Annotated in this window: 25 protein-coding genes and 3 pseudogenes; 11 read left to right on the top strand and 17 right to left on the bottom strand. The window is 72.0% G+C overall.

The features are described 5' to 3' along the window. Window position 1: 1 nt before the first annotated feature. On the bottom strand, window positions 2–1,186 hold the full coding sequence (locus ACWD1U_RS26315) for an FAD-dependent monooxygenase (protein ID WP_451111072.1): 1,185 nt from the start codon (window positions 1,184–1,186) through the stop codon (window positions 2–4). Window positions 1,187–1,267: 81 nt separating this feature from the next. On the opposite strand from ACWD1U_RS26315, the gene ACWD1U_RS26310 reads away from it, so the two are divergent. From ACWD1U_RS26310 to ACWD1U_RS26300, 3 genes are all read left to right on the top strand, one after another. Beyond that, a complete protein-coding gene (locus ACWD1U_RS26310) occupies window positions 1,268–1,858 on the top strand; it encodes a TetR/AcrR family transcriptional regulator (protein ID WP_451111070.1) in 591 nt (196 codons plus the stop codon). A gap of 42 nt (window positions 1,859–1,900) precedes the next feature. Then, complete coding sequence (locus ACWD1U_RS26305) at window positions 1,901–2,413, top strand: DinB family protein (protein ID WP_451111068.1); 513 nt, start codon at window positions 1,901–1,903, stop codon at window positions 2,411–2,413. Between the two features lie 112 nt (window positions 2,414–2,525). Then, a complete protein-coding gene (locus tag ACWD1U_RS26300; protein WP_451111066.1) occupies window positions 2,526–3,044 on the top strand; it encodes a hypothetical protein in 519 nt (172 codons plus the stop codon). Window positions 3,045–3,054: 10 nt separating this feature from the next. Here ACWD1U_RS26300 and ACWD1U_RS26295 read toward each other — a convergent pair whose 3' ends face one another. The 7 genes from ACWD1U_RS26295 to ACWD1U_RS26265 form a co-directional block, all read right to left on the bottom strand. Further along, window positions 3,055–3,567 carry a hypothetical protein gene (locus ACWD1U_RS26295; protein WP_451111065.1) on the bottom strand — a complete coding sequence of 171 codons (513 nt, stop codon included), beginning with the start codon at window positions 3,565–3,567 and terminating at the stop codon, window positions 3,055–3,057. 117 nt (window positions 3,568–3,684) lie between these two features. Then, a complete protein-coding gene (locus ACWD1U_RS26290; RefSeq protein WP_451111063.1) occupies window positions 3,685–4,368 on the bottom strand; it encodes a uracil-DNA glycosylase in 684 nt (227 codons plus the stop codon). A 91-nt stretch (window positions 4,369–4,459) separates the two neighbouring features. Then, window positions 4,460–6,043, bottom strand: a complete 1,584-nt coding sequence (locus ACWD1U_RS26285; RefSeq protein ID WP_451111061.1) for an ABC transporter substrate-binding protein — start codon at window positions 6,041–6,043, stop codon at window positions 4,460–4,462. Between the two features lie 199 nt (window positions 6,044–6,242). Next, window positions 6,243–7,001: an SDR family oxidoreductase gene (locus tag ACWD1U_RS26280; RefSeq protein WP_451111059.1), complete on the bottom strand. Its 759-nt coding sequence runs from the start codon at window positions 6,999–7,001 to the stop codon at window positions 6,243–6,245. 12 nt (window positions 7,002–7,013) lie between these two features. Next, on the bottom strand, window positions 7,014–7,775 hold the full coding sequence (gene fabG, locus ACWD1U_RS26275) for a 3-oxoacyl-ACP reductase FabG (protein WP_451111057.1): 762 nt from the start codon (window positions 7,773–7,775) through the stop codon (window positions 7,014–7,016). 209 nt (window positions 7,776–7,984) lie between these two features. Then, window positions 7,985–8,398: a DUF3037 domain-containing protein gene (locus ACWD1U_RS26270; protein WP_451111055.1), complete on the bottom strand. Its 414-nt coding sequence runs from the start codon at window positions 8,396–8,398 to the stop codon at window positions 7,985–7,987. Further along, window positions 8,395–9,150: a HipA family kinase gene (locus ACWD1U_RS26265; RefSeq protein WP_451111053.1), complete on the bottom strand. Its 756-nt coding sequence runs from the start codon at window positions 9,148–9,150 to the stop codon at window positions 8,395–8,397. The genes ACWD1U_RS26270 and ACWD1U_RS26265 overlap by 4 nt, the downstream gene beginning before the upstream one ends. A 197-nt stretch (window positions 9,151–9,347) precedes the next feature. Between ACWD1U_RS26265 and ACWD1U_RS26260 the strand changes: the two genes are divergently transcribed. Then, window positions 9,348–9,812, top strand: a complete 465-nt coding sequence (locus tag ACWD1U_RS26260) for a Rieske 2Fe-2S domain-containing protein (RefSeq protein ID WP_451111052.1) — start codon at window positions 9,348–9,350, stop codon at window positions 9,810–9,812. Here the strand turns inward: ACWD1U_RS26260 and ACWD1U_RS26255 are convergent. Beyond that, window positions 9,799–10,414: pseudogene (locus ACWD1U_RS26255) on the bottom strand (isochorismatase family protein). The gene ACWD1U_RS26260 and the pseudogene ACWD1U_RS26255 sit on opposite strands and share 14 nt — an antisense overlap. Window positions 10,415–10,544: 130 nt before the next feature. On the opposite strand from ACWD1U_RS26255, the gene ACWD1U_RS26250 reads away from it, so the two are divergent. Next, entirely contained in the window at window positions 10,545–11,015 is a 471-nt protein-coding gene (locus ACWD1U_RS26250; protein WP_451111050.1) for a pyridoxamine 5'-phosphate oxidase family protein, read from the top strand. 12 nt (window positions 11,016–11,027) lie between these two features. Here ACWD1U_RS26250 and ACWD1U_RS26245 read toward each other — a convergent pair whose 3' ends face one another. After that, entirely contained in the window at window positions 11,028–11,930 is a 903-nt protein-coding gene (locus ACWD1U_RS26245; RefSeq protein ID WP_451111048.1) for a LysR family transcriptional regulator, read from the bottom strand. Between the two features lie 75 nt (window positions 11,931–12,005). Between ACWD1U_RS26245 and ACWD1U_RS26240 the strand changes: the two genes are divergently transcribed. After that, entirely contained in the window at window positions 12,006–12,956 is a 951-nt protein-coding gene (locus tag ACWD1U_RS26240; protein WP_451111046.1) for a DMT family transporter, read from the top strand. On the opposite strand, the gene ACWD1U_RS26235 is transcribed toward ACWD1U_RS26240, so the two are convergent. Next, the gene (locus ACWD1U_RS26235) at window positions 12,947–14,278 is read right to left on the bottom strand and encodes an aminotransferase class I/II-fold pyridoxal phosphate-dependent enzyme (RefSeq protein ID WP_451111045.1); all 1,332 of its coding nucleotides are present in this window, start codon (window positions 14,276–14,278) and stop codon (window positions 12,947–12,949) included. The two genes, ACWD1U_RS26240 and ACWD1U_RS26235, sit on opposite strands and share 10 nt — an antisense overlap. Before the next feature lie 35 nt (window positions 14,279–14,313). Between ACWD1U_RS26235 and ACWD1U_RS26230 the strand changes: the two genes are divergently transcribed. Beyond that, window positions 14,314–15,000 (top strand): pyridoxamine 5'-phosphate oxidase family protein, encoded by a 687-nt coding sequence (locus tag ACWD1U_RS26230; RefSeq protein ID WP_451111043.1) that lies wholly within the window; start codon window positions 14,314–14,316, stop codon window positions 14,998–15,000. Further along, window positions 15,000–15,632: pseudogene (locus ACWD1U_RS26225) on the top strand (FMN-binding negative transcriptional regulator). The gene ACWD1U_RS26230 and the pseudogene ACWD1U_RS26225 overlap by 1 nt, the downstream one beginning before the upstream one ends. A 39-nt stretch (window positions 15,633–15,671) precedes the next feature. Here the strand turns inward: ACWD1U_RS26225 and ACWD1U_RS26220 are convergent. From ACWD1U_RS26220 to ACWD1U_RS26210, 3 genes are all read right to left on the bottom strand, one after another. Then, on the bottom strand, window positions 15,672–16,622 hold the full coding sequence (locus tag ACWD1U_RS26220; protein WP_451111041.1) for a DMT family transporter: 951 nt from the start codon (window positions 16,620–16,622) through the stop codon (window positions 15,672–15,674). A 226-nt stretch (window positions 16,623–16,848) separates the two neighbouring features. Further along, window positions 16,849–17,847: an EamA family transporter gene (locus ACWD1U_RS26215; RefSeq protein WP_451111039.1), complete on the bottom strand. Its 999-nt coding sequence runs from the start codon at window positions 17,845–17,847 to the stop codon at window positions 16,849–16,851. A 148-nt stretch (window positions 17,848–17,995) separates the two neighbouring features. Further along, window positions 17,996–18,532, bottom strand: coding sequence for a Clp protease N-terminal domain-containing protein (locus ACWD1U_RS26210; protein WP_451111038.1), 537 nt, complete (start codon window positions 18,530–18,532; stop codon window positions 17,996–17,998). Window positions 18,533–18,745: 213 nt separating this feature from the next. On the opposite strand from ACWD1U_RS26210, the pseudogene ACWD1U_RS26205 reads away from it, so the two are divergent. Next, window positions 18,746–19,058, top strand: a pseudogene (locus tag ACWD1U_RS26205) (hypothetical protein). A gap of 54 nt (window positions 19,059–19,112) precedes the next feature. Here ACWD1U_RS26205 and ACWD1U_RS26200 read toward each other — a convergent pair. Continuing rightward, a complete protein-coding gene (locus ACWD1U_RS26200; RefSeq protein WP_451111037.1) occupies window positions 19,113–19,724 on the bottom strand; it encodes a PadR family transcriptional regulator in 612 nt (203 codons plus the stop codon). Window positions 19,725–19,900: 176 nt separating this feature from the next. Between ACWD1U_RS26200 and ACWD1U_RS26195 the strand changes: the two genes are divergently transcribed. Then, window positions 19,901–20,719 carry a PhzF family phenazine biosynthesis protein gene (locus tag ACWD1U_RS26195; protein ID WP_451111035.1) on the top strand — a complete coding sequence of 273 codons (819 nt, stop codon included), beginning with the start codon at window positions 19,901–19,903 and terminating at the stop codon, window positions 20,717–20,719. A 50-nt stretch (window positions 20,720–20,769) separates the two neighbouring features. On the opposite strand, the gene ACWD1U_RS26190 is transcribed toward ACWD1U_RS26195, so the two are convergent. Beyond that, entirely contained in the window at window positions 20,770–21,570 is an 801-nt protein-coding gene (locus ACWD1U_RS26190; protein ID WP_451111033.1) for a CPBP family intramembrane glutamic endopeptidase, read from the bottom strand. 67 nt (window positions 21,571–21,637) lie between these two features. Continuing rightward, window positions 21,638–23,155, bottom strand: coding sequence for a glutamate--cysteine ligase (locus tag ACWD1U_RS26185; protein ID WP_451111031.1), 1,518 nt, complete (start codon window positions 23,153–23,155; stop codon window positions 21,638–21,640). Window positions 23,156–23,709: 554 nt separating this feature from the next. Here ACWD1U_RS26185 and ACWD1U_RS26180 point away from each other — a divergent pair. After that, entirely contained in the window at window positions 23,710–24,294 is a 585-nt protein-coding gene (locus ACWD1U_RS26180; protein WP_451111029.1) for a hypothetical protein, read from the top strand. Window positions 24,295–24,530: the final 236 nt, after the last annotated feature.

Genomic DNA, 24,530 nt, shown 5'->3' with positions numbered 1-24,530 from the left:
TCTACCGGTTGCCTGCCGGGGTGTCCTCGGAAGCATACGGCTGCTGCGGCGGCCGCCAGTCGGCGATGCCGTCGAAGCTCCGCAGGAACAGGGCGGGTCCGGCCTTGGACAGCGCTGCCACCGCCGTGTCGCGTACGGCGATCCCGGCACGGCTGGACATGAGGTTGAGGCGGGCCACCGTCACGGCCTTGCGGGCGACGGCCGTCGTACGGGGCAGCCGGGCGGCGGTGTAGGCGGCGAGGTCGTCGCAGTGGTGGGCGAGGACGATCGCGTCCTCGATGGCCTGGTTGCCGCCCTGGCCGAGGGTCGGGGGCATGGCGTGCGCGGCGTCGCCGACGAGGGCGACCCGGCCGTGGTGGTGGGCGGGCAGGGGTTCGGTGATGTGGTGGACGTCGTGGCGCAGGACGTCCTCGGGGCGGGCGGCGGCGAGGACGGCGGGGATCGGGTCGTGCCAGTCGCCGAAGCGGCGCAGCAGCTCGGCCCGCTCGTCGTCGGGCGCCCGGCCGCCGGCGGGGGTCATGGCGGCGGCGTAGGCGTAGACGCGGCCGTCCTTGAGCGGGTGGGTGCCCCAGATGCGGCCCCGGCCCCAGGTCTCGTGCGAGGCGAACTGCGCGCCGGGGACGGGGACCACGATCCGCCAGGTGGTGAAGCCGGCGTAGACGGCCCCCGGGTGGCGGGGGAAGAGCGCCCGGCGCACGGCGGACCGGACGCCGTCCGCGCCCACCACGAGGTCGGCTTCCAGCTCGCCGTCCACCGTCGTGACGCGGGCCGGCCTGCCGGGGCCGCCGCTGTCGGTGAGGGTCGCGGCGGCGTCCGGGCGGACGGCGTCCGGCGGGAGCCGGGAGGCCAGGCTCGCGATGAGGGTGGCACGGTGCAGCAGCACCAGGGGGCCGCCGAAGCGCTCGGCGGCCGCAACGGCGGAGGAGCGTGAGAGCCAACGCCCGGACGGTGTGCGCAGGCCGCCGTCCCCCGTCCATGCGGCGAGGTCGCGGCACTCGTCGCCGAGGCCGATGACGTCCAGAGCGCGCAGGGAGTTGGGCGCGAGGGAGATGCCGGCGCCGACCGGCTCCAGTGAGCGGGCGCGCTCCAGGACGGTGACGTGCCAGCCGCACCGGTGCAGGGCGGCCGCCGCGGTCAGGCCTCCGATACCGCCGCCGATCACGACGGCCCGCCTCGACCTGCTCATGGCTTCTCCTCACATCTGACTACATCTGTAGTGACGATGTCGAGGCTACTACAGGTGTAGTCGGACGGGTAGCGTAGGTCCATGCCCGTACGCACCATCGGCCCCTCCCGCTCCGACCTCGTCGCCGACACCGCTCTCGCCCTGCTCGCCGAGCGCGGGATGCGCGGCCTCACCCACCGGGCGGTCGACGAGGCGGCCGGACTCCCCCAGGGCTCGACCTCGAACCTCGCGCGGACCCGGCAGGCCCTGCTGGAACTGGCGGTGCGGCGGCTGGCCGACCGCGAGGCACGGGTGCTGGCCCTGCACGAGATGCCGGACCCCCGGGCCGGGGCCGAATCCATGGCGGACGCGCTGGCCCTCGCGACCCACCGCGCCCTCACGGACCACCGCTCCCTCACGCTCGCCCGCTATGAACTGGCCCTGGAGGCGACGCGGCGCCCCGAACTGCGTGCCTGCTTCGACGCCACCGGCGCCCGCTTCCGGGACCAGCTCTCCGCCCTGGTCACCGGGATGGGCTCGACGGACCCGGCCCGGCACACCTTGTCACTGATCGCCTGGGCCGACGGGCTGATGTTCAGCTGCGTGGCGGGGTCGTTCGGCACCCGGGTGCCGAGCCTTGAGGAGGTGCGGGCCGGGCTGCGGGAGCTGCTGGGCGGGATGCTCGAAGGCTGAAAACGCGTGGTGGGACGAAGGGTGTCGGGAAAGGATGCCCGCATGACGACCGAACGACGTGTGCCTGCCACGACCGCCGATGAACGCACCATGCTGGAGGGCTGGCTGGACTTCCACCGGCAGACCCTCGCCTGGAAGTGCGAGGGTCTGAGCGACGAGCAGCTCAGGTCCGCCTCCGTGGAGCCCTCCGAACTGTCCCTGATGGGGCTGGTGAGGCACATGGCGGACGTGGAGCGGAGTTGGTTCCGCAGGGTGCTGACGAACGAGGACGCGCCGCCGCTCTACTGGAGCGATGAGGACACGGACGGCGAGTTCCATCTCACCGAGGCGGACACCTGGCAGGACACGTACGCCGTCTGGCAGGCCGAGATCGAGACCGCCCGGCGCAACGCGGCCCGCTTCGGCCTGGACGACATCTCCGAGGGCAAGCAGCGGCGCAGCGGCGAGCGGTTCAACCTGCGGTGGCTGTACACCCACATGATCGAGGAGTACGCGCGGCACAACGGCCACGCCGATCTGCTCCGCGAGCGCATCGACGGCGCGATCGGAGACTGACGTCACCCACGTCACGTCCGCGGCCTCCGTACGGGGCGGGAGATCACCCGTGCGGGGCATCCTCCGCTTGTCCGCTGCCCCAACCGGGGCCGGACGCAGCAGAGTTGCTCGGGTGCATCGAACCACGACCACAGCGACGCTCCTGGTGACCGTGGCTTTCTCGGCCCTCTCCGGCTGTACGACGGTCCAGCATCCGCCCGTACCGCATTCCTCGACCGCGCCGTCCCGGCCGTCGGTGCCGCAGCCGGAGGGGCAGTCGGAAACCCAGATCGTGCAGGCGCCGGCCCGTGAGGCCCTGCAGTTCATCGAGTTGCCCCGGCGCCCGGAACCGGCCACGTCGGCGCCCCGCCCGACCCCGCCGTCCGCGGCTGCCTCGGCGGAGCGGGGCCGGTCGCCGTCCGGCGCCCGCGAGGCCCGCCCCCGCCCCGCCCGCCCGGAACGCCTCCGGCCGGCCCCGCGCGGTCCCCAGCGACCACGCCCCGGTCTGCCCGATGTCTCCGAGTCGGTACGGCAGGACGTCCGCCAGCGGGTTCCGGACAGCACGGACGTGTGCGCGCTGGGCAGGCGCTACGGCGGATGGCGGGCGGACAGCCCGGAGGCGACGATCTGCCGTGACGCCTACCGGCGTTGACCTGGCCGGCTCAGGGGTGCTGCCGCGGCGGCGCCCAGGTGCTTGTGCCGCCTTCCCCCAGCCGGGACTCCAGCCGTGCGATCGCCGCCCACACTCCGTCGCCGTAGCTGTCGTGGGCGAGGGCGGCGGCCGCTTCCCTGGCACGTCGCAGGTGGGTGCGGGCGGCGTCGCACCGGCCGAGTCCGATGTAGTCGTCGGCCAGGTTCACGTGCAGCGAGGGGTAGAACGCGCGCACCGCGAGGACTCCCTCCCCCGCGGGGAGCCCGTCCGCGGTGATCTCCTCCGCCGCCGTCAACGCGCGCAGGTCCCAAGCGAGTTCGTCGGCCGGGTCGTCCTGGGTGTCGGCCAGGTAGTGGGCGAGGGTGCAGCGGTGCAGCGGCTCGCCGTGCTCCCCGATCTCCGCCCACAGATCCAGGAACCGGTGCCGGGCCTCCTCCCGGTCGCCCGCGTGGTGCAGCATGACGACCTGCCCGATCCGCGTCAGCACGGCATCCGGCGCCGTCTGCCCCTGTCGCTCCGCCACGACGTCCTCCGCGTACTCGCCGGCTGTTCCTCCCGACGCTAACCGCAGGCCGGGGCGATCCGGCTCAGGCGGCTCCGTACACCACCGGGCCCGTCACGGCCGGAGGGCCGGCTCCGCTCAGCCCAGGTTCGGAATCGTCCAGTCGATCGGCTGGTGCCCCTGAGCCGCGACGGCCGCGTTGATCTGTGTGAACGGACGCGAGCCGAAGAACTTCTTCGCCGACAGGGGCGAGGGGTGCGCGCCCTTGACCACCGCGTGCCGGGACTCGTCGATCAGGGGCAGCTTCTTCTGCGCGTAGTTGCCCCACAGCACGAACACCGCCGGGTCGGGCCGCTCGGCCACCGCGCGGATGACCGCGTCCGTGAACCGCTCCCAGCCCCGGCCCTTGTGCGAGTTGGCCTCGCCGCCCCGGACCGTGAGCACCGCGTTCAGCAGCAGCACGCCCTGCTCGGCCCACGGCATCAGGTAGCCGTTGTCCGGGATCGGCGTGCCCATCTCCTCGTGCATCTCCTTGTAGATGTTGCGCAGGGACGGCGGGATCCGCACCCCGGGCCGGACCGAGAAGCACAGCCCGTGCCCCTGACCCTCGCCGTGGTACGGGTCCTGGCCGAGGATCAGGACCTTCACCCTCTCGTACGGCGTGGCGTCCAGCGCCGCGAAGACCTCCTCGCGCGGCGGGTGGACGGGACCCTTCGCCCGCTCCTCCTCGACGAACTCCGTCAGCTCCTTGAAATAGGGCTGCTGCAGCTCGTCACCCAGAACCCCGCGCCAGGAGTCGGGCAGCATGGCGATGTCGGTCACGTCAACGTCCTCACGATGTGCGGTCACTTGCAGGCCTCAGAACCTACAGGCGACCACCGACAACGCGCCGGGAGGAGTGGGGACCGCCCGCCTACCAGGCGGTCTTGCGGTGCAGCTCCCACATCATCATGATCGTCGACGGGTCCAGGGCCCGTTCGGCGCCCGAGACGTCCCGGCTCGCCGCCACGTACTGCCGACCTTGCCACAGTGGCAGCAGCCGGGCGTCGTCCACGAGGATCCGCTGGGCCTCCTCGAACTCCTTCTCCACGTTCGCGCGGTCGCTCTCCCGGCGCGAGCGGGGCAGCAGGTCACCGGTGATCTCGGGCGCCGGGTAGGGCGTACCGAGGGCGTTCTGCTCGCCGACGAACGGCGCGATGAAGTTCTCGGCGTCCGGGAAGTCGGGGAACCAGCCACGCCCGAACACCGGGTACTCGCCCTTCTGGTAGCCCTCGACGTAGGTCTTCCAGGGGCGGCTCTTGAGGGTGATCGTGAACAGGCCGGAGTCCTCGAGCTGGCGCTCCAGCTCCTTGAACTCGGCGGCCGTCTCGGAGCCGTAGCGGTCGCTCGTGTACCAGAAGGTGAGCGGGACGCGCTGGTTGATGCCGGCCTCGGTGAGGATCTTGCGGGCCTTGGCGACGTCGGGGTCGCCGTAGTCGTCGAAGAAGCCTGTGGTGTGGCCTGTGAGGCCCTTGGGGACCATGGAGTACAGCGGGTCGACGGTGTCCTTGTAGACCTTGTGGGCGATCGCCGCCCGGTCGACGACCTGCGCGATGGCCTGACGCACGGCCTTCTTGTTCGCCCAGGAGTCCTTCGGGTTGAACACCAGGTAGTTGATGTCGGTGCCGGTGCCCTCGACGAGCTGGATCTCCGCCTCCTTGGAGGACTTGCTCTGCAGGTCGACGACGTCGCCGGCGGCCAGGCCGCGGTAGGTCACGTCGATCTGCTTGTCGCGCAGGGCCTTGACCATGGCGCCGGAGTCCTGGAAGTAGCGGACGGTCACCGCGTCGTTCCGGCGTTCCGCGAAGCCCTTGTAGGCGTCGTTGCGGGTGAGGACGGCCTCCTTGCCCTCGTCGTACGAGTCGAGGGTGTACGGCCCGGACCCGACGACGTCGTCGTCCTTGCGCAGGCTGTTCCGCGGGTAGGCCTCGGGGGACACGATCGACATGGCCGGGGTGGCGAGCACGAACGGGAAGGTGGCGTCGGGCTTGTTGAGGTGGAAGATCACCTCGCGGTCGTTCGGCGCCTGGACCCGCTCGAGGCTGCCCAGCAGACCGGCCGGGCCGCCGTTGACGTTGATCTTGCGGATCCGGTCGAAGGAGTACTTGACCGCCTGGGCGTCGAGTGCGTCTCCGTTGGAGAACCTCAGGCCCTCGCGCAGCTCGCAGCGGTAGACCTCGTTCGAGGAGTCGCTGAAGCCGCACTGCTCGGCGGCGTCCGGCTGGGGCTCGCTCGTGCCCGTCGGGTAGCTCAGGAGCGTCTGGTAGATGTTGCGGAACAGCTCCCAGGAGCTGTCCCAGGAGGCGGCAGGATCGAGCGTGCTGGGCGCACTGGTGGTGCCCACCACGATGGGTCCTTCGTCCTCCGGGGTGTCGGACGCCAGCACGCCACACCCGGTGACCAGGGACGATATGGACGCGATGGCCGCCATACGCAGGCATCGGTTCCGGTTGAACACGCGCACGCTCCTCGATCTGCCATACCAAGGGTCGGCAGACCATACCGCAGTGCCGCGCCGGCTGACCCTGCCGGTACATGACTCCTTGATCGATAAACCTTTGACGATGTTGTCATCTTCCTTTGCGGCGCCTTTACGCGGGTGAGGGGCGCCCCTCCCGTCGAGGGGCGCCCCGTGCCGTGCCGCGTGCGAGCCGGTGTCAGCCCGTGCCGGCGTTGAGGAAGATGCCGCCGTCCACGACGAGCGTCTGGCCGGTGACCCAGTCGGACTGCTCGGAGGTGAGGAACGCGGCGGCGCCGCCGATGTCGGAGGGCACGCCGAGCCGGCCCAGCGGGTAGGCAGCCGCGGCCTCCGCCTCCCGGCCCTCGTACAAGGCCTGGGCGAACTTGGTCTTCACAACGGCCGGGGCGATCGCGTTGACCCGCACCTTGGGCGCGAACTCGTGCGCGAGCTGCACGGTCAGGTTGATCATCGCGGCCTTGCTGACGCCGTACGCGCCGATGAACGGGGAGGGCGACAGGCCCGCGACGGAGGCGATGTTGACGATCGCGCCGCCGTTGTCCTTCTGCCAGGCGTGCCAGGTCTTCTGGGCGAAGCCCAGCGCCGAGACGACGTTGGTCTCGAAGACCTTGCGCGCGACGTTCAGGTCGAGGTCGGCGATCGGGCCGAACACCGGGTTCGTGCCGGCGTTGTTGACCAGGAAGTCGAGGCGGCCGAAGGCCTCCATCGTGCGCTCGACGGCGACGGCCTGGTGGGCCTCGTCGTGCGCCTTGCCCGCCACGTAGATCACGCGGTCGGAGCCGAGCTGTTCGACGGCCTCCTTGAGGGCGTCCTCGTTGCGGCCGGTGATGCACACGCGGTCGCCGCGGGCGACGAGCGCCTCAGCGACGCCGTAGCCGATGCCGCGGCTGGCGCCCGTGACGAGGGCGGCCTTGCCGGAGAGTTCCACGGAAGTCATGTCTGCCGTCCCTTAGTCGAGCGGTCCGCCGGCCACGTACAGCACCTGGCCGGAGACGAACCCGGCCGCCTCGCCCGTGAAGAAGGCGATGGCGTTGGCGATGTCCTCCGGCTCCCCGACGCGCGCCACGGGGATCTGGGTCGCGGCGGCGGCCTTGAAGTCCTCGAAGCCCATGCCGACCCGGTCGGCGGTGGCCTTGGTCATCTCGGTGGCGATGAAGCCGGGGGCGACGGCGTTGGCGGTGACGCCGAACTTGCCGAGTTCCTTGGCGAGGGTCTTCGTGAAGCCCTGGAGGCCCGCCTTGGCGGCCGAGTAGTTGACCTGCCCGCGGTTGCCCAGCGCCGAGGACGACGACAGGTTGACGATCCGGCCGAATCCCGCGTCCACCATGTGCTTCTGGCAGGCCTTGGACATCAGGAAGGCGCCGCGCAGGTGCACGTTCATGACGGTGTCCCAGTCGGAGACGCTCATCTTGAACAGCAGGTTGTCGCGCAGCACGCCCGCGTTGTTGACGAGGATCGTCGGCGCGCCGAGCTCCTCGACGATCCGCCCGACGGCCGCCTCGACCTGGGCCTCGTCCGAGACGTCGCACCCGACCGCGATGGCTTTGCCCCCGGCGGCGGTGATCTTCTCGACGGTGTCCTTGCAGGCCGCCTCGTCAAGATCGAGGACGGCGACCGCACGACCCTCCGCGGCCAGTCGTACGGCGGTGGCGGCACCGATCCCGCGCGCGGCACCGGTGACGACGGCGACCCGCTGCTCAGTGGTGGACATGACTGGTTCTCCTCAGGTGAGCGACCGCTTAGTACCTTCAGTGGGGGTGACGCTAGAAGCCCTGGCACCCGGTGTCAACGGCCGGACGAGCCATGTGATCCATCCCCCGAGCCCACGATGCCCGGCGCGGCCCCGCGCACACCCGGTCGGGCCAAGGGGTAGTGGTGAAACGCCGCCGGAGCTGACGTCCGGGCCCTGCTGGTGAGCCCTCACCGCACCAGCAGGGCCAGCAACCGTTCCGTCTCCGCCGCCGGGTCCCTGGTCAGGCCCGTGTGGACGGGGCCCGGCTGGACGATCGTCGAGCGGGGGGCGACCAGCCAGCGGAAGCGGCGCCCGGGGTCGTCGGACGATGCCTGGCCGGCTGAGGGGCCACCTGTGCAGACGGCCTCGACGGCCCCCAGCGCCGCGCGGATGCCGGGGACGTCCGCCTCGGGGTCGAGGGCCAGCAGGCGCGCCTCGTCGAGGTGGGTGCGGGCGCCGACGTAGGCCTCGGCGCGGCAGTAGACGAGGACCCCGGCGTTGAGGCACTCGCCGCGTTCGACGCGCGGAACCACGCGCAGGAGGGCGTACTCGTAGACCTGGCGGTCCCGCGGCCCGCCCTTGATGATGTGCCGGTCGTTCACTTGAGCCCCTGGATGCGGTCGTGGATGACGGCGGCCCGCGCGAGCAGCGGCCGCGCGTAGGCCAGCCTCAGATCGTCCGGCGCGCCGAAACCGGGCTCGTCCGTCAGCCAGGCGTCGGGGATCTGCGCGGTGACGTCGGCGAGGAGTTCGGGAGTGACCTGGTGCGCCAACTCGGCCGCGGCGGAGGCGACGTCGGGCGCGAACGGCGCCAGCGCGTGGTCGGAGGCGTCGTACGGGCGGGCCGCGGACGCTTCCACGCCGGGCCAGTTGTGGTGCCAGATCATGGTCGCGCCGTGGTCGACGAGCCACAGCTCGCCGCGCCACATCAGTAGGTTGGGGTTGCGCCAGGACCGGTCGACGTTGTTGACCAGCGCGTCGAACCAGACGATCCGCCCGGCCTCCTCCTGGCTCACCCGGAAAGCGAGCGGATCGAAGCCGAGCGCGCCGGAGAGGAAGTCCATGCCGAGGTTGGTGCCGCCACTGGATCTGAGCAGGCTCTGCACCTCCTGGTCGGGTTCCCCGAGCCCCAGCTCCGCGTCGAGCTCGACCGTGACCAGGCGCGGCATCCGCAGCCCGAGCCGACGGGCGAGCTCCCCGCAGACGACTTCGGCGACGAGCGTCTTGCGTCCCTGTCCCGCGCCGGCGAACTTCAGGACGTACAGGCCGAAGTCGTCGGCCTCGACGAGGCCCGGCAGCGAACCGCCCTCGCGCAGGGGCGCGATGAACCGGGTCGCGATCACTTCCTTGAGCATCGCCCCAGGTTACTGACGCCGCCCCGGGCGTCGGCGACGGCCTCGCGGGGGCGGGGCCGGAACCCGACAGCGAACCGACAGCCCCGCTTTACCCACGTCCTCCCGCGAAGGGGTCAGGATTTCGGCGTTGTCTGAACAGCGGGTCCCCGAGGGCCGTACCTCTCGGCAGATCACGAACCCCCGGAAGGAACGTCAGCATGACCAGCGAATCAGTTCAGCCGGTGTCGGGACCGAACCGCCGTACCGTCGTGGCGGCGGTCGGCGTGGCGGGGCTCACCGTGGCGCTGACGGCGTGCGGCTCGGACGACAAGGCGTCCGGCTCGTCCACCGAACAGGGAACCGGGGGTGGCGGCGCGACGAACGAGGGAGCCGGTGGTGCGGCGATCGCCAAGACCTCCGACATCCCCGAGGGCAGCGGCAAGATCTTCAAGGACGAGAAGGTCGTGGTCTCCCAGCCGGCGGCGGGCGACTACAAGGCCTTCTCGACGATCTGCACCCACCGCGACTGCCCGATGGTGGACCTCAAGGACGACATCATCTCCTGCACCTGCCACGGCAGTCAGTTCTCCGTCCTCGACGGCAGCGTGAAGAAGGGGCCGGCGGTCGAACCGCTGGAGGCGAAGCAGATCAGCGTGAACGGCGACTCCATCACGCTCGCCTGATCCCCCGCGGGCGCTCCGGACACGCCGGCACCTCGTCTGTGGCGACCCACGCGAGGGTGGCTGATCATCGCGGGGGTGCAGTCGACGGGCAGCCCCGCGATGGCGTCCGCGGGGACGACGGCGGTGCTGCCTCGGTTCACGGCGTCGGGTACGGCCACGGCGGCCGGGACCCCGGTGACGATCAGGGTGTGGCAGCCGAGGTTGCGCAGCAGCGGATCGACGTCGGCCCTTGCAGCGGCGACAGCCCGCGCGGCCGCCGTACGACGAGGTCCCCCTCGGCGGCCTCGATCGGGGCGGCCACCTCTTCCGCCGGCGGGCCGGATGGCTGCTGGACGGGCAGGCGTCCGGCGGGCTCGGAGGAGACAGGCGTTGCGGCCGTCGGGGCGGCGTTCGGCGACGGACTGGACCACCGACCTGGACACCGCCGGCGTGGGCGGCTCCACCAGCCGGGCGACGCCGGCGAGCGCCCCACCGGCACGCGCCTGGCCGGCGAGTTCGGGCAGTGCGCTGTCCGTCCCGGCGACTCCCTCCCGGCACTCGACGGTGAGCGGCACGGTGGTGTCCGGATCGAGGAGTTCGCCGAGCGCTTCGTACGAGGGCACGGTCCCCCCCTGTCGCCGACGGCCGGGCGGGCGTGGCCGGCATCGCGCACGAACGGAAGAGCACTCATCCTTTTTCTGACGTGATGTCAGAGGATCTCCTCTGGCACGACGTGGGAGAAAGAGGGGGAGCATGACCGTCACGCAGCAGCGCCGGGGCCGGAAGATCATGATGACGCCTGGCGAGCTGGACGATTTCCTGACCACGCAGCGCACCTGCCGGGTCGCCACGGTGTCGGCGGCAGGCGCACCGCACGTGAGCACCCTGTGGTTCGCCTGGGACGGCACCTCGATGTGGCTGTACTCGGTCGTGCGCAGCAAGCGGTGGACCGACCTGCGGCGCGACCCTCGCGTGGCGATCGTGGTCGACACCGGCGAGGAGTACGACGAGCTGCGCGACGCCGAGCTGTCGGGCGCGGTCGAATTCGTGGGCGAGATCCCGCGCACGGGCGAGCTGCGCGCCGAACTGGACGTCCCCGAGACGCTGTTCGCGTGGAAGCACTTCGGCCTGGAGGAGATGCCGCACGACGGCCGGCACGCCTGGCTGCGGCTGATACCGGAGAAGATCGTGTCCTGGGACTTCCGCAAGCTGGGGGCGCGGTAGCGCCGGCCGGGATCAGCCGAGGCCCTCCCCCGCCGCGCGCAGGGCCGTCACCGCGGCCCTGATCGACGGGCGCCGGTCGGCGTCCGCGCGCCAGACGACGTACACATGCCGCCGGACCCGCTGTCTGAGGGGGACGGTCACGACCCCGTCCGGCACGGGATGGCGGCCGAGCCGCGGGGCGATGCACACCCCGAGGCCCGCGGCGACCAGCGCGAGCTGCGTGTGGCTCTCGGCGGCGCGGTGGCCGACGATCGGCTCGACACCCATGGAGCGGAGCGTGAACATCAGCCACTCGTGGCAGAACTCGCCCTGGCCCCAGGTGATCCACTCGTCGTCGGCGAACTCGGCGAGGTCCACCTCCTCGCTCCCGGCGTGCCGGTGGTCCACCGGCACGGCGACCTCGGCCGGGTCGTCCAGGATCGAGGCCTTGACCAGGCCGTCGGGCAGCGCCATCGGCTTGTTGTACCAGTCGAGCACCACGGCGAGGTCGAGGTCGCCGCGCACGACTGAGGCGATCCCTTGCTCCGGTTCGAGTTCGCAGGAGCGCAGCCGGAGCGCGGGATGCTGCTCGCGCAGCGCGGACAGCGCGTGCGGGAAGAGGCCGCGCGCGGCGGTCGGGAACGCCGACAGTCTGAGCTCACCGACGACCTGCCCGCGCTGGGCCTCCAGGTCGGACTGGGCGAGCGCGACCTGGGACAGGATGCGCGCGGCGTGCTCGGCGAGCAGCCGACCCGCGTCGGTGAGCCGCACGCCCCGGCCGTTCTTGGCGAGGAGCTGCTGGCCGACCTCTCGCTCCAGCTTGGACAACTGCTGCGAGACGGCGGACGTCGTGATGTGCAGCCCGTCGGCGGCACCGCTGACCGAGCCGTGCCGGGCGAGGGCGTCGAGGGTGCGGAGGCGCTCCAGGTTCAACACGTAAGCAATGCTACGCAATACCGGGCGCGAATTCTCGATTGTGCTACGAGGTCGTGTTCCCGCATCGTGGCCGGCATGAGCACCGTCACCACCTCCAGCCGGGTCACCACCACACCGCCCGAACGGCCCCGGCCCCGCCTCGACTGGCGCCTCCGCTTCGCCGCCCTGTCCCTGATCTGGGGCTTCAGCTTTCTTCTGATCAAGGTGGGCACCGAGGGCTACGCCCCGTTCCAAGTGACGCTCGGCCGACTGGTGTTCGGTACGGCGGTGCTGGCCGCCGCGATGGCGGTGCGACGCGAGCGGCTGCCGCGGGGGGCCCGCGTCTGGGGGCATCTGACGGTCGCCGCGTTCCTGCTCAACGCCCTGCCCTTCTCCCTGTTCGCCTACGCCGAGCTGACCATCCCGTCCACGCTGGCGGGCATCTGCAACGCGACCTCGCCGCTGTGGGGCATGGCCCTGTCGCTGGTCGCCCTGTCGGAGGACCGCCCGACCCGGGTGCGGGTCGCCGGGCTCGGGCTGGGCTTCCTGGGGGCGCTCACGGTGCTGGGCGTCTGGCAGGGTTTCCACGGTCTGGACGCCACCGGCACGGCCCTGGCCCTGCTCGCCTCCCTCAGCTACCCCGTCGGCTGGATCTACGTCCGCCGGACCCTGGCCGGCACGAGCCACTCGCACCTGTCCATGACCGGCGCGCAACTGCTCCTCGCGACGGTCCAACTGGCTTTGGTCACCCCGCTGTTCACGACCCTGCCCACCAGCGTGTCCGTCGTGCCGCTGCTGGCGATCGCCGCCCTGGGCGCACTGGGCACGGGCCTCGCCGTGCTCCTGCAGTACGGCCTGGTCGCCGAGGTCGGCCCGACCACCGCGCAGATGGTCACGTACTTCATCCCGGTCATCGCCACGGCCGCTGGCGTCGCCCTGCTCGGCGAGTCACTCACCTGGTCGACACCGGTCGGGGCGGTGATCGTGCTGATCGGGGCGGCGCTCACACAGGCACACCCGAAGCCCCGGCCGCTGTCTCAGACGTAGCTCCGCTGCGGTGCCGGGCCGAGAGCGGAGGCGATGGCGTCGGCCAGCGCCTCCGTCTCGTCCCCGGTGAGCGTCGAGACGGTGACACGGATGCCGGACGGCGCGCTCAGCCGGAAGCGGGCGCCGGGAGAGACGGCCCAGCCGGCGTGCAGCAGCCGGGCGACGGCACCGGTCTCGTCGCGCACGGGCACCCACACGTTCATGCCGCTCCGTCCGTGCGCCGCGACGCCGTGCCGTTCGAGGGCATCGATCAGCGCGTCCCGCCGCCGCCCGTACGCCGCCGCCACCCCGGCCGTGTCCACCGCGCCGTCGGCCCACAGCCGCACCAGCGCCCGCTGCATCAGCAGGCTCACCCAGCCGGGCCCGAGCCGCTGCCGGCCACGGACCCGGTCGACGGTGACGGCGTCTCCGGTGAGCAGGGCGAGACGCAGGTCGGGGCCGTAGGCCTTGGCGGCCGAGCGGACGAACGCCCAGTGCCGGGTGGCGCCGGCCAGGGGGTGGAGGGGCAGGTCGACGATGCCGTGGCCGTGGTCGTCCTCGATCAGCAGCACCTCCGGCTGCTCCCGGAGCACGGAGCGCAGGGCGCCCGCGCGTGCGGCGCTCACCGCGGCGCCGGTCGGGTTCTGCGCCCGGTCCGTGACGATCAGGGCCCGCGCCCCGGCCTCCAGCGCCCCGCGCACGTCCTCGGGTCGCGGCCCCTCGTCGTCGACGCGGACGGGCACGGTCCGCAGCCCGAGCGCCGGCACCAGGTCGAGGGTGCGGCCCCAGCCCGGGTCCTCGACGGCGACGGTGTCTCCGGGCTTGAGGTGGGCCGCCAGGACCCGCTCCACGCCGTCGAGCGCCCCGGAGACCACGGCGAGCGGACCGTCCGGCACGCCGTCGGCGTCGAGACCGGCGCGGGCGATCCGGGCCAGCCGCGGCTCCACGGGGGTGTCCCCGTACAGGACGGGCGCCCGGTCGCCCTCGGCGGCCGCCGCCGCGAACGCGCCCGCGAGCGGTGGCAGCAGCGCCGGATCCGGGTTGCCGCTCGCCACGTCCCGCACCCCGTCGGGGACGTCCACCCGGATGTGGTCCCGCCCGGTCGTGGCCGGCGCGGGCCGCACCCGGCTGCCGCGCCGGCCCGCGGTCTCGATGACCCCGCGGTCCCGCAGTGTCCGGTACGCGGCCGCGACCGTGTTGGGGTTCACACCCAGCCGTTCCGCCAACTCCCGCATGGGTGGCAGCAGTTGACCCGGCCGCAGCTCGCCCGCCCCCACCGCCCGCTCGATGCTCGCGGAGATGTCCGCTGCGCGCCGCCCGCTGATCCGATACTCTCCTAGCACAAAGCTGATTATGCACTAGTGCAAGGGAGAGCGCCATGCAGGGGACCGCGCAGACGCCGTCACAGCCCGACGCCGCCTACACCCCGACCGACCGCACCGTCCCCACCCGCTCCCCGGACCGGGCCTCGTACGACAGGGAACTGGTGCACGCGATACTCGACGAGGCCTACGTCTGCCATCTGGGCTTCGTGCGCGACGGCGCGCCGGTCGTCCTGCCCACGCTGTACGCCCGGGTCGGCGAGCGGCTCTACGTGCACGGCTCGACGGGCTCTCGTCCGCTGCGGGCGGCCGGCCAGGCGGACCCCGGCCTCCCGGTCTGCCTGACGGTCACCCACGTCGACGGGCTGGTCCTGGCCCGCTCGGCCTTCCACCACTCGATCAACTACCGCTCCGTGGTGGTGCACGGCGTCGCCCACGACGTGACGGACCCGCAGGAGAAGCGCCGGGCTCTGGACGCCCTGGTCGACCACGTCGTGCCGGGCCGCTCCGCCGACTCACGCCCCGCCGACAAGAAGGAGCTGGCCGCGACCGCGGTGATCCGCCTGGACCTGCACGAGGTCTCCGCCAAGCTCCGCACCGGCGGCGTCAACGACGAGCCCGAGGACCTGACCCTCCCCCACTGGGCGGGCATCGTCCCGGTGCGGCGCGCCTACGGCACCCCGGTCCCCGACCCCGGCCTGGCCACCGGCACCGAACTGCCCGGCTATCTCGAGGCGCTGTGATGCTGATCCACCCCTGGGACGCGCCCGGCGACGACGCCGAATGGCAACGGTGGCTGGCCGACCACGACTTTCGGGCAGCTCGCCGTCAACGGCCTGGCCGGCGAACCGCCGCACGTCCAGCCCCTGCACTTCGCGTACGACCCCGAGCACGGCGAGGTCGTCACCCATCTCGCCCGGCCGAACCCGCTCTGGGACGCGTTGGAGGCCGACCCGGACGTCCTGCTGAGCGTGGTCGACGACTACGTGTACGTGCCCGGCCCCTGGCAGGCCGCCCCGGACGTCCCGCCCGAACACGGCGTCCCGACGAGCCTCTACGCAGCCGTCCAGCTTCGTTGTCGCGCCCACGTCGTGGACGACCCGGCGGAGAAGGCCGTTCTCCTCAACCGCCAGGTCGACCACTTCCAGCCCCGGGTGTCTCGGCCCGGGCGGCGGTCGGCGATGCCCCGTACGGGCGGATGCTCGCCGGCATCCGCGCCCTGCGCCTCGAAGTGACGGAGGTACGGGCGAAGTTCAAGTACGCCGCTCACAAGCCGGCCGAGGTCCGGGACCGGATCGCCACCGGCCTCGCTGCCCGCAGCGGTCCGCGCGACTGGAGGGCGCGCGAACACCTGCTGCGCGGGCGGGGGGCCTGAGGGAGCGGGCGGGCGGCACCCGAGCAGGCCCCCCGGTCCTCACACGAGCGTCACCGGCTCCTCCCCCGTCCGCGCACCCCGGGTCTCCCCCACCGCCAGCCCCGCGACCGAGCCCAGCATCAGCAGCGTGCCGGCCAGGGTCGGCGCCGTGAGGTGCTCACCGAGAAGGACGACCGCGAGGAACGCCGCACTCACCGGCTCCAGCAGCATGATCACCGAGACGGTGGCGGAGCGTACGACGGCGGCGCCCGCGAAGTAGAGGCCGTACGCGAGGGCGGTCGGCACCGCGGCGACGTACGCCAGCAGGACCAGCAGCAGGCCGGGTTCCTCGGTGTGCGGCAGGAGACCCTCGGCCAGGGCGAACGGCAACAGGCACAGGCTCGTGACGGCGAAGGCCTCGACGGTCGTCCGGGAGGCGTCGGTTTCGCCGTGGCGGCCCCACCGGCGGGTGAGCAGCGTCATCACGCTGTATCCGGCCGCGGACAGCAGCGCGAGCAGCACACCCCACGGGCGTACGGCCGCACCCCCGCCGCCGAGGACGAGGACCGCGAGCCCGGCGAGTGCGCCCACGACGGCCGCGATTCCGCCCCGGCCCAGTCGCTCGGCCAGCGTCAGCCGCGCGCCGAGCGCGATGAGTACGGGCCCCGCGCCCAGGGTCACGACGGTGGCCACCGCGAGGCCGGTGGCGGAGACGGCCGCGAAGTAGGCGGTCTGGAAGACAGCGAGCCCGAGCCCGGTGACGCCGGCCCGCAACGCCCTGCGGCCGAGCGGCTCGCGGCCGGGCGTGCCGGTGCGCGGCCGCAGCAGGCGCACGGCGAGCAGCAGGACCAGACCGGCGGCACAACGCCAGAAGGAAAGGGCGACCGGGCCCAGGTCACTGGCCTGGTAGACCAGGGAGGCTGCCGCGCCCGCGGTGCCCCAGGCGACACCGGCGAAGATCAGATAGAGGAGGCCTCGCCCGACGGGCAGGCCGGAGACAGTGTTCGACACGTGTTCTCTCCGCAGAAGCGCACGGCGCCGTACCCGTGTCGGGCGGCGGATGCGCGGAAGTTCGGGAAGAACCCCGGATCGGTCGAGATCAGCGGGGTCCACGGACTTCGTCTACGGGCAGCACCGTTCGGCCCGGCGGCGAGAGCGCCGGGCGCGGTTTCCGGAGGGCCCGCCTCAGGCGGCCGGAGGCGGAAGAACGAGCGCGTTCGAAGGCATGATCGCCACCCTATGCGGTGGTCCCGGGGGTGGACAATTCCCTTTCCGGGCCACCGCTCGCCACCGGCTGCTCCGACCCCTTCGCGGGCGTCGAGGACTGCGCGATGAAGGCGCCCACCAGCACGACCACGCCGCCGGCGATCTGCGGCGCCGACAGGTGCTCGCCGAGCAGCACCCAGGCCAGGACGGTGGCGATGACCGCTTCGAGGCAGGCCACGACCCCGGCGACCTGCGGGGAGAGCCGGCGCACGGCGACCACACCGGTGACGTACGCGACGACCGTGGCGACGAGGACGATCCAGGCCAGCAGGACGACGGCGGCGACGGGCGTGCCGTCCATGCGCGCGGCGCCCGTGAGCACCGACCAGTCCATGCCCCACGGCCGGGCGACGACGGTGAGCACGGCCGCGCCGACGAGCAGTCCGTAGGCGATGACGCCGAGCGGGTCGGGCGCCTCGTCCCCGGCGTCGCTGCCCTGGTCGGACAGCACGAAGTAGCCGACCTGGCAGCAGGCCGCGCCGAGCGCGAGAAGCAGTCCCAGAGCGTCGAAGCCGAGGCCCGACCACACCTCGACGACACAGGCGAGTCCGCCGACCGCGAGGACGACACCGACCGCCGCCGCACGGGTCACGGGCCGCCGCTGCACGAACCGCACCCAGCCCAGGACGAGGGCGGGCGCCAGATACTCGATGAGCAGCGCCACCCCGACGGGGATCCGGGACAGCGCGGCGAAGTAGCAGGCCTGGACACCGGCGACGGCCAGCAGCCCGAACCCGGCGAGCAGCCCGGGGCGTCGGCGCAGCAGCGCGCGGTGGCGCACGGCGAGCGGCAGCATCACCAGGGCCGCCCCGGCCACCCGTAGCCACACCACGTGCAACGGGTCGAGGCCCGCCTCGATCAGCGGTTTGGCCGCGACACCGGATCCGCCGAAGGCCACCGCGGACACGAGCGCGAGACCGAGGCCCACACCCCTGCCGCGCCCACTCGCGCTGCTGTCCGTCGTACGCACCGGAACATGATGGCAGGCCACGACAGGAGCGTCACCCCCTATGACACCTGTCTCACAGCATGGACGAGGCGAAGCCCCCACCCTCAGTGCGCGGCTTTAGGGGTCCTTGCACTATGAGCGACCTGATCGGGCACAGTGCAAGGACCCCTTAGCCACGCTCCTGTGAGGCGCCCGGCCTGTCCTCGAGCCGGGCGAACACCTCGCGCGGGTCGATCCCGGCCCGCTGGAGCACCTCGACGGCGCGCGCCTGTCGGTCGACGACGATCGCCGCGAGCAGGTCGGTGCCCCGGGCCGGCCGGCCGCACCCGGCAGCGCGTTCGCAGGCGTACTCCATCGACGCGGCGGCGAGCGGCGAGAAACCCGCCGTCTCCGTCACCACGGGGACCGCGTCGGAGTCCTCGACGCCCCTTCGCCAGCGCAGGCCGTAGCCGATGCTGCGCTGGACGAGATAGCCGAGCAGCCGCGCGATCTGCGGCCCCTCACCGAAGACGGCACGCACCTCTGGGTCGGATTCCAGCAGGGAGTGGAGCAGATGGGCCGTGTCGATCTGCCGGTCCCCGTCCCGGACCGCCCTGCGACGGGCGCCGCCGACCACCGACGCCAGCTCGTCACTGAGCCTGGCATCGTTGTCCACGCGCTGAATGCCGTGCTCATGGGCCGACTGCCGGGGGAAATGGGGTTGCACACCCCCTACCCCATCAGTCCCGCGGGCCTGGGGCATCCCCGGTGGGAAGCATTCTCGCGTCCCACGGGAAGTGGACTCCACCGACCGCGTCTCCTCCTTACGGAGGACATCAGGCTGCTTCGGCGCGAACCCCAGGACGGCTGACGGTTCGTCAGTATGGAACATCGGAGCCGTCACGGCTACGTTCCGCGACAGCCGGCCCGACATGAAGATGTGGTCGCACGGCCGAAGTCGGCGCTCGGCGCGGAGGCACGAGTCGGGGCGCCGGCCGAGAAGGTGCGGGCCAAGCTCACGGACTGGTCCGCGTACGGCGAGTGGAACGCGGACCACACCAGCCTCCCGAAGGGCGGCCCCGAGCCCCTGGACGTGGGCGCGGCCTTTCACTCCGGACGCGGACGGGAGGAACGTCCTCATCGACGGCGAGCTCACCGGCGCGACGGTGTCCCTGCCGGCGGGCAAGCTCAAGGACTCGCCCACGGCGGCCGTGAACGAGTTGCCGCGCGGGCTGGACGGCCTGGTGACCTGACCCCGTGCACGACGAGCGCCCCCGGATGATCCGGGGGCGCCTCCCGCGTGAGGGTCAGTCCTCCTCGGCGAGGATCAGGTACAGCTTCTTGCGCGCTTCGTTGATGACACCGAGCGCCTTCTCCCGCTGCTCCTTGTTGCCGGCCTTCCAGACCTGGCCGAAGGCCTCCATCAGACCGAAGCCGGCCGAGCGGATCTCGCCGAGGGCCTCCCAGTCGACCCCGCGGGAGGCCTCCTCCCAGGGCGCCTCGGGCCCCTCGTCGGCGGCGGCGCGGCCCGCCTCGGTGAGCGAGAACAGCTTCTTGCCGCCCTCGGACTCACTCAGGATCAGCCCCTCGTCCTCCAGCAGCTGAAGCGTGGGGTAGACCGAGCCGGGACTGGGCTTCCACGCCCCGCCGCTGCGTTCGGCGATCTCCTGGATCATCTCGTAGCCGTGCATCGGCCGGTCCTTCAGCAGGGCCAGGATCGAGGCCCGTACGTCACCGCGCCGCGCCCTTCCCCTCGGCCCTCCGCGCCCTCGTCCGCCCCAGGAGCCGGGGCCGAAGCCCGGGCCGCCGGGTCCACCCCAGCCGGGGCCTCCAGGACCGAAGGGACCGAAAGCCGCTCGCAGCCCTTCGAAGCCGCCCCCGCCGTGGCCATGCCCGTGCTCGAAACCGTGGGTACGCATCGCAACCACTCTCCATCTCATCGTTGATCTGTCGTGATGCGTCAACGATATATCGGAATAGCTCGTCCGACAAGGCCCGGCTCGCCGAAGCTCCCCGGCACCCGGCCGGCAGAACCGGGCCGGCACTCGTGAATTGGCCTTGGTCCGCCGCTTCGTGGAACCCCTAGCGTCGGGGCATGCGGATCCGAATCGTCGACGCCTTCACCGATCGCCCCTTCTCCGGCAACCCGGCAGGAGTGCTGCTCCTGAAAGACGCGGACACCTTCCCGGACGACTCCTGGCTGCAGGACGTCGCCCTGGAGGTCAATCACGCCGAAACGGCCTTCGCCCACCCCCTGCCGCCGGGCGGCGAGGCCGACTGGGCGCTGCGCTGGTTCACGCCCGCCACCGAGGTCGCGCTGTGCGGCCACGCGACCCTGGCCACCGCGCACGTCCTGCACACCACCGGCACCCACGAGGGCCCGGTGCGGTTCGCCACCCGCAGTGGCGTCCTCGTCGCCACCTCGGCGGCCGACGGCTCCGTCACGGTGGACTTCCCGACGGCCCCGCTCACCCCGGTCGACCCGCCCGCCGGCCTCGCCGAGGATTTGGGCACCGAGCCGCTCACGGTCCTCGACACCGGCCCGAACCTCGGCGACCTGCTGGTCGAGGTCGCCGACGAGAAGACGGTGCACGGCCTCAGCCCCGACCTCAAAACCCTCGCCGCCCACTCCGAGCGCGGCGTCATCGCCACGGCCCGGGCACAGGACCCGGCAGGGGGCTACGACTTCGTCTCGCGCTGCTTCTTCCCGAACGTCGGCATCGACGAGGACCCGGTGACCGGCAGCGCCCACACCGCGCTCGCCCCGTTCTGGTCCGAGCGCCTGGGCCGCCCCGGCCTCACCGGTCTGCAGGCCTCACCCCGCTCCGGCCGCGTCCGCACGGAGCTGCGCGGCGACCGCACCCTGCTGACCGGCAGAGCGGTCACCGTCGTCGAGGGCGAGCTGCTGGCCTGAGATGAGCGAAGGGGCGTACGACCCGGCCGTACGCCCCTTCCTTCAGCCCCTCACGCCGTCGGCAGCCACCCCACCTTGCCCGCCAGCAGCGCGTATCCGACGAACGCGCCGATGTCGAGCAGCGAGTGGGCCACCACCAGGGGGCCGACACGGCCCCAGCGGCGGTAGAGGTAGACGAAGACGACGCCCATGACCATGTTTCCGACGAAGCCGCCGATGCCCTGGTAGAGGTGGTACGAGCCGCGCAGGACGGAACTTCCCACCAGGGCAGCCGTCGGCGTCCAGCCCAGCCGGCCCATGCGGCGCAGCAGGTAGCCGACGACGATCACTTCCTCCAGCACCGCGTTCTGGATCGCGGAGAGGATCAGCACGGGGAACTTCCACCACACGTCGGGCAGCGCCTCGGGCACCACGGTGAGGTTGAATCCGAGGCCGCGCGCCGCCAGGTAGAAGGCGATCCCGGTGCTGCCGATGACCGCCGCGATCGCCGCCCCGCGGCCGAGGTCGGGCCAGGGGCGGGTCCGGTCGAAGCCGATCGTGCGCAGGCCGGCGCCCTCGCGCAGCAGGAAGTGCGCGACGAGCGCGACGGGCACGAGCGCCGTGGTGATCCCGAAGAGCTGCCAGGCGAGGTCGAGCCAGGGGCGGCCGGGCGCGGCCGAGGCGTTCATCGTGGCCGCCTGGTCCTTGAGCCCGCCCGGCTTGGTGACCGACCCGATGAAGCTGATCAGCGCGGAGACTCCACTCGCGCCGAGCGACAGCGCCAGGACGAGCAGTGTCTCGTTGCGCAGCATCCGCCGCGAGAGCCCCTGCCGGGGAATGGAATCGCCCACCGGGCTCGCCTCCGCCTGCACACCTGCCTCCACTTCACCGACCTGTCGGATCAGTATGGCGGCAGGCGGATGTCACCCCGCGGGCGCGTCAGCCCGGCGACACCGGATCGGGCAGCCCCACCGGCCAGCTGTGCACGGGGTCCCCCTTGTGCATCAGCTCGCGGTAGCGCCGGGTGGTGGCGGCCAGCGCGTCCTCCCGGCCGAGGCCCGCGTCGAGGGCCTTGTGGAAGGTCGCCGCCTGCCAGCTCGCCCCGTTCGCCCTGCGCCGGCAGCGTTCCTCGATCACGCCCAGGTACAGGTCGCGGTCGGCCGGCTCGACACCCCAGGCGTCCAGGCCGGCCTCGGCGAGCGGCAGCAGTTCGTCCCGGACGAGGTTCACCGCGTCGACCTGGGTGGTGCCGCCGTACCGGCCGCGCCGGGGCCAGGTGAAGCGGGCCTCGATGCCGTCCTTGCAGGCGGCGTCGAAGTTGGCGGCGGCCGCCTCGAACGGCAGCCGGGTCCACACCGGCCGGTTCTCCTCGGCGAGGGCGCGGACGACGCCGTAGTAGAACGCCGCGTTGGCGACGATGTCGACGACGGTCGGTCCGGCCGGCAGGACGCGGTTCTCCACGCGCAGGTGGGGGACGCCGTCGGCGATACCGTAGACCGGGCGGTTCCAGCGGTAGATCGTGCCGTTGTGCAGGACGAGCTCGGCGAGCGACGGGGCGCCGCCCCGGTCGAGCACCTCGAGCGGGTCCTCGTCCTCGCAGATCGGCAGCAGGGCCGGGTAGTAGCGCAGGTTCTCCTCGAACAGGTCGTACGCCGAGGAGATCCAGCGCTCCCCGAACCACGTGCGCGGGCGGACGCCCTGGGCCTGGAGCTCGGGCGGGCGTGTGTCGGTGGACTGCTGGAACAGCGGGGGCCGCGACTCACGCCACAGCTCGCGGCCGAACAGGAAGGGCGAGTTGGCGCCGACGGCGATCTGTGCCGCGGCGACCGCCTGGGCCGCGTTCCACACGTCGGCGAACCGGGCCGGGGTGACCTGCAGGTGCAGCTGCACGGAGGTGCAGGCGGCCTCCGGCGCGATGGACTTCGAGGTGCAGCTCAGGTGCTCCACACCGTCGATGTCGAGGGTGAACTCCTCGCCGCGGGCGGCCACGATCTGGTCGTTGAGGAGGGTGTAGCGGTCGACGTCGGAGAGGTTCGACGAGACCAGGTCGTCACGGTCGAGGGTCGGCAGAATGCCGATCATCACAATACCGGCGTCGACCTCGTTGGCTTTCCGGTCAGCATATGCCAGTGACGTTCGGAGTTCCTCCGCGAGCCGGTCGAATACCCGACCACCCAGGCGGTGTGGGGGAATGTTGACTTCCAGGTTGAACATGGCGAGTTCTGTTTGGAAGTCGCGGCTCGCGATGCGTTCGAGGACTTGCGCGTTCAACATTCTCGGCATGCCGTCGGCGCCCGCGAGATTCAATTCGATCTCCAGACCCATGAGGTTCTTGGGGCGATCGAACCGCTTCTCCGCCAGGAGTCGCTCCAAGCCCGTCAGACAGCGACGCAGCTTGTCACGGTAGCGCTGGCGATCGGACAGGTCGAACCGGCCTGCCACGACCTTCTCCCCCATCGAAGCGTCCCTTCTCGGATGATGCCGGCCGAAGATCCGGCCGCCGGGGTCCCGGTCAGGTGGAGGATGCCCAGCGAAAGCGATCGATAACGTCCCGGGGAGGCCCGCCGACCGCTACGCTGGTCACATGTGACCGGTGGCACATTCACCCGGCATGACGCGCACGACAGGTTCGGGTACCGCGAACTCGTGAAAAACGCCGACGAGAATGGGCCGACCGGTTCGCGGGCATTCGCCGAGGTCACCGGTGCACACCCCCGCCTGGAAACGGGATAATTCTCGCGTATCGACGACCGAATGTACCCTTGTTCTACTCACCGGAAACGGCTAGACGAAACACAGTCTGAACCCGTGTCGTATAAACTCCGCGAACAAGGCAGAAGGTTGGCGCCCGCGGTCGACGGGTCCTGTCGTCGAGACGACGTTCCACGGACCCCACCCCCTCTCGTTCTCAGACCCGGCCCCTGCCCTCTCTGACCCCCGTGAGCTGACAGCGCCGTCCGCCCTCGCCCCGCCCTCGCGCCACCGTGCCTTTGAATGAGAGGCGACCCACCATGCCGCTGCATGTCCCGCCGGCTCCCGCGTCCGCACTCCGTTCCGTCCTGACCGCGCTCTCCTCGCCCACCGCGGTCCGCGAAGCCCGAACTCCCTCCCTCCTCGGCGGCCAGGGGCCCGCCACACCCGAGCTCCCGCTGCCGGTCCACGTCCTCGACCGGGTCACGGCAGAGGGCGTGTCCGCGACCCGGCTGGCGGGGTGGCGGTTCCTGATCCGCTGCGGCGATCACGCCGTGGCCGCGGCGGAGACCAAGCTGACCCCCGACGGCTGGGTCTTCTCCCACTTCTTCGAGGGCCCGTACATCACCTCCACCGAGCGCGCCCTGCGCCAGGCCGAGACGATGCCGCAGCCGTACCAGCCCCGCCTGCTGTCGGTGCCCAGCCTGTACATGCTGACGCTCTGGCTGCACGAGGACCGCAGCGCGGACGGCGCCGTCGGCCATCCCGCCGCCACCGACCTGCTCGTCCCCTTGGCGCCCGCACCTCCCGGCATCGCGGCACATCGCCCGCACCGCGTAGCCGAACTCCTCCCGATGCTGACCCACCGGGCGACCCCGACGCGGCTGCTCGGCTCACCCGCCTGAAGCGCGGCGCCGCGCAGTTCCCCGTACCCCGTCGCCGAATTCCGGCGGCGGGGTACGGGCTTTTCTTCGCTCGCACGATCGCTTTAGCTCACACGATCGCTCTCAGGAGCACCCCATGGCTCGCACGAGCCGAAAGGGTCGGCGCCCGGCCGGACTAGCCCCATCCGGCCACGGCGAACCACCCGAAGTGACAGTCCCGTTGGGATGAACCGTCCGCGCGGGTGATGCGTCCTCAA

The organism is Streptomyces sp. NPDC002788 (assembly GCF_053592115.1).
The sequence above is the reverse complement of the archived record's forward strand: the minus strand, read 5'-3'. Positions and strand labels throughout refer to the sequence as shown.